The sequence below is a fragment of the Wolbachia endosymbiont of Drosophila ananassae genome (assembly GCF_008033215.1).
Lineage (GTDB): Bacteria > Pseudomonadota > Alphaproteobacteria > Rickettsiales > Anaplasmataceae > Wolbachia > Wolbachia pipientis.
The window spans coordinates 1,006,380-1,022,334 of sequence record NZ_CP042904.1 but is presented as its reverse complement, the minus strand read 5'-3'; the positions used below and the strand labels follow the sequence as shown (position 1 = coordinate 1,022,334).

Annotated in this window: 19 protein-coding genes and 1 pseudogene; 13 read left to right on the top strand and 7 right to left on the bottom strand. The window is 33.1% G+C overall.

All coding sequences use genetic code 11. The annotated features are described in order from the left end of the window. Positions 1-16: 16 nt before the first annotated feature. From EA652_RS05020 to EA652_RS05000, 6 genes are all read left to right on the top strand, one after another. Positions 17-652, top strand: coding sequence for a DnaA ATPase domain-containing protein (locus EA652_RS05020; RefSeq protein WP_006280257.1), 636 nt, complete (start codon positions 17-19; stop codon positions 650-652). A gap of 205 nt (positions 653-857) precedes the next feature. Next, positions 858-1,028: a hypothetical protein gene (locus EA652_RS06980; protein WP_007549057.1), complete on the top strand. Its 171-nt coding sequence runs from the start codon at positions 858-860 to the stop codon at positions 1,026-1,028. Beyond that, complete coding sequence (locus tag EA652_RS05015; protein WP_006280258.1) at positions 1,018-2,004, top strand: tyrosine recombinase; 987 nt, start codon at positions 1,018-1,020, stop codon at positions 2,002-2,004. Before EA652_RS06980 ends, EA652_RS05015 begins: the two co-directional genes overlap by 11 nt. Before the next feature lie 244 nt (positions 2,005-2,248). Beyond that, complete coding sequence (locus EA652_RS05010; RefSeq protein ID WP_369689570.1) at positions 2,249-2,785, top strand: lysophospholipid acyltransferase family protein; 537 nt, start codon at positions 2,249-2,251, stop codon at positions 2,783-2,785. 51 nt (positions 2,786-2,836) lie between these two features. Then, positions 2,837-3,106 (top strand): 30S ribosomal protein S20, encoded by a 270-nt coding sequence (gene rpsT, locus EA652_RS05005; protein WP_012673338.1) that lies wholly within the window; start codon positions 2,837-2,839, stop codon positions 3,104-3,106. Positions 3,107-3,186: 80 nt separating this feature from the next. Continuing rightward, positions 3,187-4,437, top strand: a complete 1,251-nt coding sequence (locus EA652_RS05000) for a citrate synthase (protein ID WP_012673337.1) — start codon at positions 3,187-3,189, stop codon at positions 4,435-4,437. Between the two features lie 296 nt (positions 4,438-4,733). Here EA652_RS05000 and EA652_RS04995 read toward each other — a convergent pair whose 3' ends face one another. Further along, positions 4,734-5,756, bottom strand: coding sequence for an IS110-like element ISWen2 family transposase (locus EA652_RS04995; RefSeq protein WP_007548332.1), 1,023 nt, complete (start codon positions 5,754-5,756; stop codon positions 4,734-4,736). A 215-nt stretch (positions 5,757-5,971) separates the two neighbouring features. Here EA652_RS04995 and EA652_RS07480 point away from each other — a divergent pair. After that, positions 5,972-6,190: pseudogene (locus tag EA652_RS07480) on the top strand (hypothetical protein); the annotation flags it as partial. A gap of 45 nt (positions 6,191-6,235) precedes the next feature. Here the strand turns inward: EA652_RS07480 and EA652_RS04985 are convergent. Both EA652_RS04985 and hemE read right to left on the bottom strand, forming a co-directional pair. After that, positions 6,236-7,429 carry a pyridoxal phosphate-dependent aminotransferase gene (locus EA652_RS04985; protein WP_012673336.1) on the bottom strand — a complete coding sequence of 398 codons (1,194 nt, stop codon included), beginning with the start codon at positions 7,427-7,429 and terminating at the stop codon, positions 6,236-6,238. A 69-nt stretch (positions 7,430-7,498) separates the two neighbouring features. Then, positions 7,499-8,515: a uroporphyrinogen decarboxylase gene (gene hemE, locus EA652_RS04980; RefSeq protein ID WP_012673335.1), complete on the bottom strand. Its 1,017-nt coding sequence runs from the start codon at positions 8,513-8,515 to the stop codon at positions 7,499-7,501. A 402-nt stretch (positions 8,516-8,917) separates the two neighbouring features. Here hemE and EA652_RS04975 point away from each other — a divergent pair, with 402 nt between their 5' ends. Beyond that, positions 8,918-9,736 (top strand): transporter associated domain-containing protein, encoded by an 819-nt coding sequence (locus EA652_RS04975; protein ID WP_007549273.1) that lies wholly within the window; start codon positions 8,918-8,920, stop codon positions 9,734-9,736. Positions 9,737-9,802: 66 nt separating this feature from the next. Here EA652_RS04975 and EA652_RS04970 read toward each other — a convergent pair whose 3' ends face one another. Next, on the bottom strand, positions 9,803-10,147 hold the full coding sequence (locus EA652_RS04970) for a hypothetical protein (RefSeq protein ID WP_238514274.1): 345 nt from the start codon (positions 10,145-10,147) through the stop codon (positions 9,803-9,805). 14 nt (positions 10,148-10,161) lie between these two features. Further along, a complete protein-coding gene (locus EA652_RS04965; RefSeq protein ID WP_006280049.1) occupies positions 10,162-10,455 on the bottom strand; it encodes a hypothetical protein in 294 nt (97 codons plus the stop codon). A gap of 133 nt (positions 10,456-10,588) precedes the next feature. Between EA652_RS04965 and purM the strand changes: the two genes are divergently transcribed. Beyond that, positions 10,589-11,626, top strand: coding sequence for a phosphoribosylformylglycinamidine cyclo-ligase (gene purM / locus EA652_RS04960; RefSeq protein WP_007549277.1), 1,038 nt, complete (start codon positions 10,589-10,591; stop codon positions 11,624-11,626). Here the strand turns inward: purM and purC are convergent. Continuing rightward, positions 11,623-12,345: a phosphoribosylaminoimidazolesuccinocarboxamide synthase gene (purC, locus tag EA652_RS04955; RefSeq protein WP_007549278.1), complete on the bottom strand. Its 723-nt coding sequence runs from the start codon at positions 12,343-12,345 to the stop codon at positions 11,623-11,625. The two genes, purM and purC, sit on opposite strands and share 4 nt — an antisense overlap. Positions 12,346-12,419: 74 nt before the next feature. Here purC and trmD point away from each other — a divergent pair, with 74 nt between their 5' ends. Continuing rightward, the gene (gene trmD / locus EA652_RS04950) at positions 12,420-13,130 is read left to right on the top strand and encodes a tRNA (guanosine(37)-N1)-methyltransferase TrmD (RefSeq protein WP_007549279.1); all 711 of its coding nucleotides are present in this window, start codon (positions 12,420-12,422) and stop codon (positions 13,128-13,130) included. After that, on the top strand, positions 13,114-13,491 hold the full coding sequence (rplS, locus tag EA652_RS04945) for a 50S ribosomal protein L19 (protein ID WP_006279489.1): 378 nt from the start codon (positions 13,114-13,116) through the stop codon (positions 13,489-13,491). The genes trmD and rplS overlap by 17 nt, the downstream gene beginning before the upstream one ends. A gap of 48 nt (positions 13,492-13,539) precedes the next feature. On the opposite strand, the gene EA652_RS04940 is transcribed toward rplS, so the two are convergent. Further along, complete coding sequence (locus EA652_RS04940) at positions 13,540-13,722, bottom strand: hypothetical protein (RefSeq protein ID WP_039964172.1); 183 nt, start codon at positions 13,720-13,722, stop codon at positions 13,540-13,542. A gap of 48 nt (positions 13,723-13,770) precedes the next feature. On the opposite strand from EA652_RS04940, the gene pstA reads away from it, so the two are divergent. Continuing rightward, positions 13,771-15,021, top strand: a complete 1,251-nt coding sequence (pstA, locus tag EA652_RS04935; protein ID WP_007549491.1) for a phosphate ABC transporter permease PstA — start codon at positions 13,771-13,773, stop codon at positions 15,019-15,021. 6 nt (positions 15,022-15,027) lie between these two features. Then, on the top strand, positions 15,028-15,825 hold the full coding sequence (locus tag EA652_RS04930; protein ID WP_006280324.1) for a phosphoribosylformylglycinamidine synthase subunit PurQ: 798 nt from the start codon (positions 15,028-15,030) through the stop codon (positions 15,823-15,825). Positions 15,826-15,955: the final 130 nt, after the last annotated feature.

The window sequence follows — 15,955 nt, the reverse complement described above, 5'->3', positions numbered from 1 at the left end:
ACGTAAGAGGTTCAACGTGCAATTAAATTTATTTAACAACAATCAAGCTGATTATAGCCGGCAAAATTACATCATCTTAGATGAAAATAAGCACGTATATAATTCGGTAGTTAATGATTTATCTTGGAAATGTCTGATTCTTTTTGGACCTAAAAGCTCCGGTAAAACTCATCTTGCTCATATTTGGCAATCAATAAACGATGCAATCTTTATCAATGTGAATAACTTCGTAAGCGAGATTAGGTATAGCGATGCTTTTATTTTAGAAGACGTACAAAACATTAAAGATGAAGCAATGTTATTACATTGTTACAATTACATGAAAGAAAACGACAAGAGGCTGCTAATCACTTCTTCAATTTCACCAAAAAAGCTTAACTTCAAACTAAGAGATTTAAGTTCTCGAATATTATCAACTATCAGCGTAAAAATTTTGCCTGCAAGCGAGGAATTATTAAGAATTATGCTAATAAAACGATTTTCAGATAAACAGTTAAAAATTGATTTAAAAGTGATTAATTATATTTTAGCAAGAATAGAACGTTCTTTCTATAGCATTGATAAAATTATAGAAAAGATAGATAATGAATCTATAGGGTCAAATGTGACCGTTCCTTTTATTAGCACTTTATTAAAAAAAGATGCCATTTGATTTCTTCTTTTGTAAAGGTGTATATTAAAAATTTATTAACACCCATAACACTAACGTAATTGGAATCTCTATCTGTCCATGTTAGAATTATAATCAATGTTATGTTATAATAAATATAGATAGATACAGCTAAGAAGTATTCTATATTTATAGTAGAGCTCACTTTATAAGGTGTTTTTTATAGATTTAACGTTATAATTTAACTATGATAAGAGTAAGATTAAATTTAAGAAAAAGGTTAAAGCAAAAGTTTGTGATGTTCACTCTATTGATAAATGCTTTATTTGTCTCATATTTTCTCATAAGAAACACAGGGAACACTTCTAATCAAATTATAGCCAAAGAAATAAATATAGGAACTGATAATGAAAAATAAACAGTCGCAAAATAAAAAAGAAAATCTTTACATAACATATTACATAGATGCTTTAGCTTCAGAGAGGTTCGCTGCACAAAATACTCTGGAAAGTTATCGTTCGGATTTACACCAGTTTGAAGAATTTTTATTGGAAAGCGGCACTACCTTGGTTGGTGTAAACAAAACCAATATTAAAGATTATGTGAAATCTTTATGTACACAAAAAAAATATAAAAGTAGCTCTATATCAAGAAAAATATCCGCTATGAAAAATTTTTACAAGTGTCTATTTAATGACGGAATAATAGATTTTAATCCAGCGCCGGCTAATGATGCTGAATTAAAGAATCCAAAAGTTTCTCGTCCTTTGCCTAAGTATTTAAGTGTCGAAGAAATATTTTTGCTAATGGACACAGTGAGAAAATCAGCAAGCGAATCGAATAAAGAGATAAGCAGTAAAAGGCTATGTGCGATTTTAGATATCCTTTACTCTTCTGGAATGCGTGTTTCTGAACTAATTAGTATGAAATTATGTGAAGTGTCACATTTAATAAACAGTAATAACAAAGAATGCTATATAATAATAAAAGGAAAAAGTGGTAGAGAGAGGCAAATTCTTTTTAATGAACAAGCATTGCAGAGCCTTAGAAATTATTTATCAGTTCGTGATAATCTGATCTCTAAAGAAAAGGAATCCGATTGGCTATTCCCAGGTGATAAACCTAATAAACCAATTACAAGGCAGAGGGTCGGTCAATTAATGAAGGAGTTGGCAAGAAAATGCAATATTGATGAAAATAAGATCTCTCCACACGTGATTAGGCATTCTTTTGCTACCCATCTACTAAATAGCGGAGCAAATATTGTGTTGATACAGAAAGTTCTTGGCCATACTAACCTTTCTACAACACAAATATATACTCATATTGCTAACGAAAAGTTAAAGGACAAATTAGCTGATTCGCATCCTATTACTCAGATGATCAATAATTAAATTTATTGTTTTTAATTTGTAATAAAGTTAAATTTAAATAAATTTATGTGAGTTTGTGATTTCAAGTTTATTGTTTAATTTCTTTCTTATATTATGGGAGGTATTCTATACTTTCATTACTCTCCCTGTAATTTTCTTTTCTGAGTGTGTAATAACCATTTTCCTCGTCTGTTCGGTGAGAGTTGTATTATTCATGCTGCGTTTATTATGTGGCATTAAATATGAAGTGAGGGGAATGGAAAACATCCCTAAGCAACCTTTTATCATTGCATCTAAACACCAATCTCCATTTGAAACATTTATTTTTATACTACTATTTAGAAAAGCGGTTTTTATTTTAAAACGTGAATTGAAATGGATTCCATTCATTGGTTTGCATCTTATAGCGCTGAAAATGATTTTTATTAACCGTTCAGATGGTATCAGTTCTATACGCCATATAGTCAAACTAGCAAAAATGCGTATAAAAGAAAATAGAAGCATAATAATATTTCCTGAAGGTACAAGAACAACTATAAACCAAAATATAAAATATCAACCAGGTATTGCTGCTTTATATAGCGTATTATCTGTTCCTGTGTTACCGGTTGCTTTAAACACTGGTTTGTTTTGGCCAAAAAGCATACTTTCTCTGAGAAAGAATCCCGGAAAGGCAGTAATAGAAATATTGCCCCCAATATATCCTGGGTTAAACAAAAATGAATTCTTGCAAAGTTTAGAAAAAATTATTGAAGAGAGAAGCAGTAGATTAACCATAGGAAAAACTGATATTGCAAATTAACAAAAAAACTTTATAATTAAAAGAAAAGTACAGTATTTTAGGTATTAATATATGGCAAATCATAAGAGTGCTAAAAAAATGATAAAGGTAATAGCAAAGCGCACTTTAATAAATAAGATGCGGAAAAGTAAAACTCGCACCTCTATTAGAAAATTGGTTGATATAATCAAGTCTGGCGACAAAGAAAATGTTGTTCTGGCATTTCGGAATGCTGAATCTAATTTACACAAGTGTGTGAATAAAGGTGTTATTCATAGGAATACTGCTGCGCGTAAAATAAGTCGCTTAAATGCAAAAGTAAAAGCATTGATGACCGCTTAATACGGTTAATGTAAAGTTAACTGTATGAATATATACTCCTCAGTTTGTATATTCTGTATAAAATTTAAGTAGCTTAAGTGATGGATAAAAAAGTGCTATTAGAACTAAGTAATGGATTAAAAATCGAGCTACCTGTATTAAGCGGAACAACAGGTCCTGATGTGTTAAATATCAAGGATTTATATAAGATGACAGGATTATTCACTTACGATCCAGGGTTTGTTTCTACAGCTTCATGCTCTTCTACAATTACATTCATTGATGGAGATGAAGGAGTTCTTAAATATAGGGGACATAATATAGCTGATTTGGCAGAGAATAATAATTTTACTGCTGTGATTTATTTATTGCTCTATGGTGAATTACCCAGTTCAGAGCAACACAAAAAATTTCTTCTCAAAATACAAGAATCATCCAAAGTATCAGAGCAAGTTACAAATGTAATTAAAGCATTTCCAAAAACTGCTCACCCTATGTCAATCTTAGTTGCATGTTTTGCAAGTTTGTCAGCATCTTATCATGAAAAGCATGGCAACAATGTCAATGGTGAAGACCTAGATTTTGGAATTTCTGCAATAGCGCAAGTTTCCACAATTATTGCAATGATTTGTAGGCATAACAACAATCAGGAATTCATAAATGCTAACAATGAATTAAGTTACAGTGAAAATTTCTTAAAGATGATATTTGGCGATGCTGTTGATAATGATAAAAGCGCCCTTTTTGCAAAAGCTCTGGATAAAATATTTACTCTCCATGCTGATCATGAACAGAATGCTTCTACGGCGGCTGTCAGATTGGTGGGATCGGCTGGTTCTAATCTGTTTGCAAGCCTCTCTGCAGGAGTTGCTACACTTTGGGGACCAGCACATGGTGGAGCTAATGAGGCAGTTATAAATATGCTAAAAGAGATAGAGCAAAGTGGAGATATAGATAAATTCATCGAAAAAGCTAAAGATGATAAAGATCCATTTAAATTGATGGGATTTGGACATCGTGTTTATAAAAATTATGATCCGCGCGCGCGTATATTGAAAGGCGCTTGCCATGAGGTTCTAAGTAAACTAGAACAAAATAATGAACTGCTTAAAATTGCAAAAAAACTTGAAGAAATAGCTTTAAAGGATGAATATTTTATTGTGCGTAAGTTATATCCAAATGTTGATTTTTACTCAGGTATAATAATGAATGCTATCGATATTCCCTCAAATATGTTCACACCTATTTTTGCACTTGCAAGAACCACTGGTTGGGTTACTCAGTGGTATGAAATGATAAATGATAAAGAAACTAAGATCTGTAGACCAAGGCAACTCTATTTTGGTAAATAAATTTATTTTCACTTCATTAGACTTCTTGCATAACCCAAACTAAGTAGAAAAAAGATACCGTCTTGTTAGTCAACAAAAAAGTCATAAAAATTCTCCAAATTGCATAATAAAATCAAAAAATACTTCCAACTGTGTAGCAGTATACAGATTATAGTTAGTGGATATGTTGATAAGTAAATTAGTTACATATAAAACAGCAGAAATTTACTTATCAACATATCCACTAACCAACAACATTCAATAAATTTGTGTAAGATGCCATTTTACATAAGATGAATTAGAAGCATTTTTTGATTTTAAAGTACTAAACCTTCAGTTAACCTTTTAGCCCTATAGTTCTTGATATGATCTGGATCAAAGGCCTTTTTTGAACTTAAAACACCAAAAACTATATGAAGTAACTTACGCATTGCAGCACCAACTATGGCCATAGCATGCTTGCCTTTCTCTTTTAATCTTTCGCAAGAAGCCATAATGATAGGATTATGCTTTTTAGCTGCTATAGCAGGAAAGTACATTGCTTTACGTAATGTTCGTGAACCGGTTTTACTTAATCTGGGCTTGGCATGTACGGATGAGCCTGATGTTATATTTTGTGGTATAGTTCCAGCATATGCTGCCAATTGCCTAGCATTTATAAAGGCTTTTATACCAGGAATTTCAGCTAAAATAGCTATTGCTGTTTCCTCTCCTATTCCTGGAATAGTTAATAGGAGTTGAAAATCTTCCAACAATTCTTTGTGTTGTTTTAATAGTTCGCGTATGGAGTTTTTTATTGTTTCTATTTTTTGCTCTATGTTCATTGCAAGGTCTTCCCAAGCATTTGCAACTTCTTTAGGCAGTCTCTCTTTCTTTTCTAAATGATTATTTGCTAATGTTAACTCATCCTTTAACGCATTTGAGCAACGATAAAGATGTTTTAATTTTTTCTTTTCAGGAGAAGGTGGTGTCCAACGAGAAGGTTCCTGTCTTTGACAATAATCTGCAATAATCTCTGCATCAGTCTGGTCATTCTTTTGTCGTGTAAGCTTACTTTTTGCATAAAATCTTATGCAAGCTGGGTTTACAACACTAACGAAATATCCAGCGTTGTGGAGGAACTCAGCCAAAGCTTCGCTATAACAACCAGTGGATTCCATGCAAGCTTTTACTTCTTCTACGTTATGTTTTTGTAGAAAGTTCAGTAGACCTTGAAACCCAGTATCATCATTTTTAAATTTCCTTTTCCTAGTTTCACGCTTTCCTTTTTTACTTATGAATGAGAGAGAAACATCAAAGCGTTCTTTTGAAACATCTATACCTAAAAAGTTGTTGATCATATATAACTCCATATACTACTATTAAAAATGAAAAGTAAGGCTTACCTTGTGAATACAGAATTAGAACCATTTAGGCCTTTCTACGATACCGTCCAGCCTCTACTTTTGAGAAGGGAACTCTTTTCTTTTCTACAGATTTTATATCTAAGGAATCTTCCAGAGTTCTTCCCTTCTCCACCTAATGCTTAAGCTTAAAAACACTAGATGCTTTTTTCAAGATACAAGAAATTGTTGCAGAATTTTACAATGAACATCACATTAACGAAAGTGATTTAAAGACTCTGGAAAAGGGGAAAGATTTAGTAAATAAAATAAATAACATTAACTTACTGCAACAAAATGAAAAAAATGAGGAATTCAATATTAGAAAGACACTTGCTCAATCAATAAAAATGCCTTCCATAGAAAAACACAAGTTAGAACATTCAAAATAACCTTGGCGAAGTATGGCAAAATATACAACTTATGGATAGTCTATTTCATTTTAACTCCTGGCACGCTTTAGTAATACTATCACATCCAATTTCTAATTGTTCCTGAGAGGTTGCATAAGAAATTCTGATAAAATTTTCTAGACCAAATGCAATTCCTGGAACCACAGCAACCAAATGATCTCCCAGTAAGTATTCAGTAAAATCTAAATCATTATTTATTATCTTACCACTTTTTGTGCTTTTACTGAGCAATCCTTCACATGAGACAAATAAATAAAACGCACCTTGTGGAACAGACGCTGATAATCCCGGGGCAGAATTTAGCTCTTTCACCATAAAATCTCTACGACTCTTAAAAATCCTTGTTCTTTCTTTCAAAAAACTATGATCACCGTTTAATGCTGCTGCTGCTGCTGCTTGTGCTATCGAATTTGGATTAGAAGTGCTTTGAGACTGCAGCGTAGAGATAGCTTTTACCACATCACTTCTACCTGCAATATACCCTATTCTCCAGCCTGTCATTGCATAGGCTTTTGATACTCCATTGACTACAAAAACTCTATCATAAAGCTTCGGCTCAACCTGAGCGATAGTAAAAAACTTTTCGTCGTATATTATATGCTCATAAATATCATCTGTAACGACATTCATATGTGGATATTCAAGCAATATTTGTGCTATGTCTTTCAATTCATCACATGTGTACACAGCTCCTGCAGGGTTGTTCGGTGAGTTAAGAATTAACCATTTAGTTTTTTTAGTTATCCTGCTTTTCAATAATTCCGCTGTCAGTTTAAAATTTTGTTTGCATTCTACTACAACTGGCAAGCCGCCAAAAAGACTTACCATATCAACATATGAAACCCAATAAGGAGCTGGAATAATAACTTCATCTCCAGAGTTAATTGTTGCCATGAACAAATTGAATAACACCTGCTTAGCACCTGTACCAACACAGATTTGGTTAAGCGTGTACTCGAGGTTATTATCCTTTCTTAACTTATTAATTATTGCTTCTTTCAGCTCACGCGTTCCATCAACAGCAGTATATTTAGTCTTACCTTCACTTATTGCTTGAATAGCTGCTTTTTTTATATGATCTGGAGTATCAAAATCCGGTTCTCCTGCAGCTAAAACACAGATCTTTTTTCCTTCATTTTTCAACTTATTTGCCTTATCAGTTACAGCAATCGTAGGTGATGGTTTTATTAGGAACATTCTTTTTGCAAGGTCTGACATATTTTACTGAAGCTAAATTTAAATGATAAACCCCGTACAACAAAAAAGCTAGGAATTTTGTGTATTGTATTAGTAGCTTTTTACCAGGTTTACCAACGCAGCAATATTTTCAACTGGAGTATCAGGGAGTACTCCATGTCCGAGATTAAATATGAAGGGTAAATCTCTAAAGCAATCTATTATACGTTTTGCTTCTTTGATTGCTTCCGTTTTATTATAGGCTAAAAGATTAGGATCAAGGTTTCCTTGTAGAGGGATGTTTAGATTCGCTTTCGCCCATTTTATTGGAACATTATAATCTATACTTACTGCAGATACACCTGTTTGTTCGCAGTAATCTTTATAAAGATTTCCAGCAGACCTTGGAAAACCTATTATTGGAAAATCAGAAAATCTATCCTTTATTGCCAAGATAATTCTCTTTGTTGGTTCGATAACATATTCTTTAAACAATGGTTCCGATAACGCACCAGCATTACTGTCAAATAGCTGAATAACATCTGCTCCAAATTCTATCTGTTTAATTAGATAAATAATCGTTACTTCCGTTATTCGTTCAATTATTTCCTTCAAACACGAAGGATAAAAATTTAATACTTTGGAAAAAGTTTTGCTGCTCCCACCTTCTATGATGTATGAGGCTACTGTCCATGGTCCACCAGCAAATCCTATGAGAGATTTTTCTTTTGGTAATTGGCTTCTGACTTTTTTTATAGCGTTTAGAATTGGTAAGGTTTTAGTTTCAATTTCTTGTGGACCCTTCAATTCCTTAGGACTTTCCACGGGTTTTATTATTGGACCTACACCGCGTACGAAATTCACGTCACAACCCAAAACATCAGCTATTATTAAAATGTCTGAAAAAATTATCGCCGCATCCATGTCAAATCTTGTCACCGGCTGTAACGTCAATTCTGTCACTAAATCTGTGTTGTAGCATATCTCCATAAAATTATTCATATTTTCTACTGCTTTGCGGTACTCAGGAAGAGACCTGCCAGCCTGACGCATTAGCCAGATAGGCACTCTTCCACCCGGCTCATTTCTCTTAATAATTTTCGCTATTGTTGTTTTGCCGCTTTCCAATCTATTCTATTTATTCTTTTGTATATTAAAGTATAGTAATAATAATAGTTCTATCAATAACTTGTTACTAACTTAAAATTCAGTAAAAATTGGCGTTGTTCAACTTGTGGATAAATATGTGAGTAACTTTCGTATATTATTGATTTTCTGTTATGATTTATGTGTATAAGTAAGGTGTTTAGAGTGTCAGTAATTTTCTTTTATGGAAAATACTTTACCATCATGCATTGTTACACAACTATGTATATGTTGTTGAAAAAGTTGTTGATCAATTGTTGGTATTTTATATCAACAAATAATTCACAAATTAATTTGACATTATTCACATGCTTATTAAACATTTAATAACAGTTTTCTTGATAAATCTAATCTGAAAACGTTTTTGCCATTACAGGGAATAAATTGAGTAAAAAAAGAACCTTAGTAGAAAAAATAGCATATAGAATTTTTCTCTTCCTTTTCAAAAAAGCTTCTGTGTTGAAAAAGTGTGCGACTGAGGCATTAATGAAAGATCTGCCAGACCTTAATATATTTAATGGTCTATTAAAATTCCGCGATTGTGGTATAATGGATATAATGACTCCACGTACAGAGATATGCGCAGTAGACATTGAGTCAAGCGAGCGTGAAATAATAAAGAAGATAAAAAACACTTGCCACACTAAAATACCAATTTATAAAAATAACTTTGATAACGTAATAGGCTTTTTTTATGTAAAAGATGTTATTTTTAATAGGGATAAAAATTTTAATCTGAAACATATTATACAAAGCGTAATATTTGTTCCACCCTCGATGAAGACAACTAATCTTTTTGTTAGGATGAACTCTTCTAAATCATGCTTAGCTATCGTATTGGATGAATATGGTGGAACTGATGGTTTAATTTCAATGACTGATCTTATAGAGGAACTAATACCAAACATTGATAGTGAAAACGAAATAAATTCAGAATATACCATTACTGAATTGTCTCAAAATAAGTTTGAAGTATCAGCAAGGGCTCTTATAAAAGATATAGAAGAGGATCTAAAAATAGAATTACGTGACCCTGAAGAAGACTATGTTACACTTGGTGGTTTGATTCTTTCGATTGCTGGTAAAGTGCCTTCTGTAGATGAAGTCATTAAATATAAAAATGGTATGAAGTTTATCATCAAAGATGCAAATGAGCGCTACATTAATAAAATAGTACTAGACTTAAGTGATTACAAAAATTAGATTTGGTACCCCTTGTCGGGGAATGCCTTGACACGAAGAAAAAGTTGTAATAACCAAATATGCAACTCAAGTTATAGTTAAACCTATTTCCAGCAAATTATTTTCGCAAGTATAATGCATTTCAGTGTTATAGTACTCTAATAATAAAGAGGTCATATAGATATTAATATCTTTTGTATTTAAATTAGTGTCATTTTTTTTGATTAATTTGTCTACTAATGATTTGCTTATTGGTTTGTGTTCATTTAGAATTTTTATAGTTAATAGCATTTTATCTTCTGTTTGACTCAGTAAAACAGATACTAGTTCAACTTCCGCCACTGCACTGGCTATAGTTAGCACCATATTAGAAATTATCTTATTTATCTTTTCAATTAAATCTTCCTTATTTTTTGCAGAGTATACGTCTATTTTCCACGTAAGCTTTACTTTTTTTTTAATAAATAATTTTCGATATTAGATTTGGTCTTATCAAAGCTATAATTATCCATTGAAGAAGAATATGCCTGCTTCATAACTTTATGTTTATATATTAAATCATCGGAGCTTTCTTTAAGAAACAACAACGCTTCCTTCTGCGCATCAGCATCATTCTTATCTATTACTTCAAGCTCTTCTACGCCAAACGTTATTCCATTCATAGAGTTAGCAAAGTCATGAAGCAGCCGTCCTGATAGCAGTTCCGTTATTAACAGTATGTTTTTGGTATTTTCGTTCATTGGATAATTATAAATGATTTAAGTTACCCTATATTGGTAAGTATATAATAGTCAATTAAGAGAAAGTTTCGTTGCACTTTTTATATCAAGGCATTAATATAGTATTAACAATTTTAAAATTTATAAAAGGATTATGAATACTTATACCAGATCAGGAATAGATATTGAACTATATAATAAGTTAATAAAAGAAGTCAAGCCTATTGCTCAAGAAACTACTAGAGAAGAAGTAATCAGCGAAATAGGTTCATTTTCTGCGTTATTTGATTTTGCTGCACTAAGTAAGAAGTATGACCATCCAGTACTCGTTTCCTCAACTGATGGAGTAGGTACGAAACTGTTGATAGCTCAAGAAGTGAATAAACATGATACTATAGGTATAGATTTAGTTGCAATGTGTGTAAATGACTTACTTGCACAAGGAGCAACGCCTTTGTTTTTCCTTGATTACTTTGCAACAGGCGTTTTGACCAAAGATGTTTTATTATCTGTGGTTAAGGGCATTGCAGAGGGGTGCAAGCAAGCTAAAATAGCATTGGTTGGTGGGGAAACTGCAGAAATGCCTGGAATGTATGGTAATAATCACTATGACCTTGCAGGGTTTGTGGTTGGTGTAGTTGATCGAAAGCAAATTCTTCCAAACTGTAGTATGATGAAAGCAGGTGATTATATAGTTGGCTTAGAGTCAAGTGGAATTCACTCAAATGGGTTTTCTTTAGTGCGCCATGTTTTCAAAAGCTTAGGTATAAATTATAACGATACATCTCTATGGAATAATAAATCTTGGAGTGAAATACTACTTGAACCAACAAAAATATATGTTGATTCTTTGCTGCCTATCATGTCACAAGTAAAAGGTATTGCGCACATCACGGGTGGTGGTTTGGTAGACAATATTCCGCGAATTCTTCCAAAAAACTTATTTGCAAACATAGACATTAATTCCTGGAAATGGCCAGATATATTTTTATGGCTAACAAAGGAGGGTAAAATAGAGAAGAAAGAAATGCTAAAAACATTTAATTGTGGTATTGGTATGGTATTGATCGTAAGTTCTGAGAATATGCAAAACGTGAAAAATCATTTCCAAAAACGTGGAGAAAAAATTGAAATTATTGGAAAACTTGATGAGGCATGTAACCCTCCACTTGATAGAGTAGTATTTAGTTAACCTAACTTTACTGACAGTCTTTTTGCAACTTCTAGGTATGCTTCCTTTAAATCTCCTAAATTCAAACGAAAGACATCTTTATCTAGCTTTTTATAAGTATTTTTATCCCATAATCTGCAGTTATCAGGGCTAATTTCATCAGCTAAAACGATTTTAGTACTGTCATTTATTAATCTGCCAAATTCTAACTTGAGATCAACTAAATATATACTTGCATTTGAAAATAGGTGAACTAATATTTCGTTGATTTTTAAAGTTGTAGTTTTAACTTCATCCATTTCTTTGCTAGATAGCCAATCAAAATACAGTATGTGATTTTCACTTACCATTGGGTCGGCTAGGTCATCATTTTTGTAAAAAAAATCGATTATAGGAGATGCAAGCCTCTCACCTTCTTTGATATTAAAACGTTTGCAAAAGCTGCCAGCTGCGACATTTCTAACTACTACCTCAAGAGGTATTATCTTGAGTTTTTTGACTAGCTGTTCTCTTTCGTTTAGAGTTTTTATAAAGTGTGTGCTAATTTCTGCTTTCTCAAGCTTTTCCATGATAAAAGCACTAATATGATTATTAATTATTCCTTTGCTCTCAATAATTTCATATTTTTCCTTATTGAATGCTGTAACATCATCTTTAAAGTGCTGTATAACAGTTGATGAGTCTTCAGTTTCAATAATGGCTTTCGCTTTACCTTCGTATATCGTTTTATTCAGTGACATGTTTAATTTAACTATATATTATATCAATTTACTATTCTTAGAGTATAGCCCCAAATAACTTAAAATAAACCTTAATGGCATTCAATGTTACAATATTAACCATATTCCCAGAAATGTTCCCGGGGTTTTTGAACTATTCTCTTGCCGGAAAAGCGTTAGAAAAAAAAATATGGAACCTTGAAGTAATAAATATTCGTTCTTTTGCGAAAGATAAACATTCAACTGTGGATGATGTTCCATATGGAGGTGGAGCAGGAATGGTTATGCGTTCTGATGTAGTTGGTGATGCAGTAGATAGTATGCTCTCTGTTCATAAAAACACTAAGTTTATTTACATGACTCCATCTGGAACTAAGTTTAATCAGAATATTGCCAGAGAATTATTAGAGTTTCCTCATATAACAATATTGTGTGGTCGATTTGAAGGTATTGACCAAAGGATAATTGATGCGTATACTCCTTATGAGTTAAGTATTGGAGATTATATACTTTCAGGAGGTGAGCCAGCTGCAATGGTGGTTCTTGATGCATGCATTAGACTTCTTCCAGGTGTAGTAAATAATACCGATAGTATTACTGAAGAAAGTTTTAATTATGGTGGTGGTGTACTTGAATATCCTCAATATACTAGACCTGAGCAGTGGAAGGGATATAAAGTACCTGAGGTTTTGTTATCTGGCAATCACAAAAAAATAAGTGATTGGAGGCAGAAGCAGTCTCATGTTATAACAAAAAAGCGTAGGCCTGAATTATTGAGTGGAGAGATAAATGACAAATTTACTTAAAAAATTTAACGAACAGCAAATGCAAGTGTTAGCTAAAGAAATACCAGAATTTCGTCCTGGCGATGATTTGAAGGTCACTTTTAAAGTAGTTGACGGTACAAGTGAACGTATACAGATATTTGAAGGTGTATGTATATCAAAAAGGAACCGCGGGTTACATTCTTCTTTTGCAGTCAGAAAAGTGAGCCATGGAGAAAGTATAGTGTCTCAGTTTTTTGTTTATTCTCCTGCACTGGTTTCAGTGCAAGTGACAAGAAAAGGAAAGGTTCGTAGAGCAAAACTGTATTATCTGTGCAAACTATTTGGAAAAGCTGCAAGGATCAAAGAGCGTACTACTTATGTTAAAAAGAAATCTAAGTAGATACAATAGGGAGTGATGTCAATTGTGTCATCTCAGAACTCTCTCTTGTCATCTCAGTGCGTGACACACAACTGTACGAACATTGTGTTTGCCTCCCGCTGTGGTGTCATCCCAATGCTCCGACACTGGGATCCAGCATTCATTATTCTCCTTTTGGTTTGTGCTTTCATGGAAAATGTAAAAATTATTTGCAGGCAAAGCCTGCTGGATCCCAGTGTCAGCTACTTGCATGACAAAAAAGGGGAAAGTTTTTTCAAATCCTCGTGTAAAGAAAAGTAAATGAGTATAAAGAAAAAATTCCTTAAATTACTTCAGTCAAGGCGTGTACATGCTCGTATAAAAAGGAAAAATAAAAAGAACAGAGCGCTACGCTTTTGTTCTTTCACGGCACTAGTTATCTCACTTGGCTGTCCTGTGTGTATATTGTTGAGTATATTAGTTAACTCTTACAGTGCCTTAACAGTAACGAAAATTTTATTGCCAGTTGAAATAAATGCTGATCTTGCTTTGGCGAGTAATCCTAGTGACTTGCGGTATAAGTCCATTGGCTTACTCAACGATTCTTTACGTAAGGTGTTTGGAGGAACTGATTTTAAAGACGGTGACGAAATTTTAAGTCGTAATTCTTACAAAGAACTAGAGAAATTTTTTCGTAAGAAAGTAAAAGATAGTGGTGAATATGAGATCTGGTTTACCGCGTCAAGTATAATTAATTCAATAAATAAAGATAAATATTTGAATGATCGTTATGCTAAATTACTTGATTGGCTAAAAGAAAAGAGGAGAGTGAAAAAATTTTTTAATAAGTCTTTATTCCTTAAATCTGACTCTCGTGAACCTGAAAATGCAGGGATTTTAGGAGCGTTTATCGGTTCATTAATGACAATTATAGTGTGCCTAGCATTAGCATTACCAATAGGAATTATGTCGGGCATCTGTCTTTACGAATTTATGCCTAAAAATAGGCTAATGACTAATATTGTAGAAATTAGCATAAATAATCTTGCTGCAGTGCCTTCAATAATATTTGGTGTAGTGGGCTTAACTCTCTATCTTGGCATATTTGGGCTACCACGCTCTTCACCACTTGTTGGTGGAATGACTCTTTCATTTATGATGTTACCTAATATTATAATTGCAACAAAAAATGCCTTTGCGAATGTTCCTATTACGATAAAAGATGCAGCGTTTGCGCTCGGTGCACCTCACATCAAGGTGATATTAGATCACTCTTTACCGATTGCGTTACCAAGAATAATACATGGTACTGTGCTTGCAATTGCAAGGATTTTAGGTGAATCTTCTCCTTTACTTATGATGGGTATGGTGGCATTTATTGCTGATACACCTACGTCCTTTTTCGATCCGGCGACTGTTCTACCTGTGCAAATATACATATGGTCAAGCAATCCTGAAATTGCATTTGTTGAACTTGCTGCTATCGCAATTATAGCTTTATTATTGGTGTTATTTGCGTTAAATTTAGTAGCAAATTTTGTAAAAAGGAAATTCGAATTTTTTAATTTTTAGCAATTCATGAAAATCACAGTCCTATCTGGTTATGGCTTAAATTGCGAAAAAGAAACTGCATTTGCATTTATGGAATGCAGCAGAAAACTTGGTATTGGTAATATTGAAGTAAAAATCGTTCACATTAACGATATCATAGATAATCCAGGTGAACTGAAATTAAGCAATATACTTGCAATTCCAGGGGGTTTTTCCTATGGTGATGACACTGGTGCTGGTAATGCGTTTGCTTTACGTATTAAAAACAACTTGTTGGATGAGTTTCAAGAGTTTTTATCTCAGGACAAGCTGATTATAGGAATATGTAATGGTTGTCAGATATTAGTAAAATTAATTCCAGAGTTCTCTAATCTAGCTTTAATCCATAATGATATAGGCAATTACCAATGCCGCTGGATTAGAGTGAGAGTTAATCCGCAGAGTAATTCTGTTTGGCTACGGGGTCTGAGTGAACTATATCTCCCTATTGCTCATGGGGAAGGCAAATTTTTTATGGATCAAGATATTTTGAACCAATTGATTGAGAGCAATTCCACCGCATTACGTTACATTGATAAAAATGGCAACTATGCTAACCTACAATTTCCTTACAATCCGAATGGATCTACATACGACCTAGCAGCTTTATCAGATAAAAGTGGAAGAGTGCTAGCTTTAATGCCCCATCCAGAAAGGGGAATATTTTTTACCCAGCAAGATAATTGGTCCCTTGAAAAAGAAAAGAGCAAGCGTTTAGGTGTTGCTGTGCCAAAATATGGCGATGGAATGCTTATATTTGAAAATGCACTGAAGTATTTTTGTTAAAATTTATTGATAGGGATTTATGGTCGAAATTATCCCCTGATATTGCAAAAAACTTGCTTGACAAGCCTTGCCAGTCCCCTTATCATGAAACTGAAGCTATTTATTTATCTTCTCTGTACAGATTAAATGA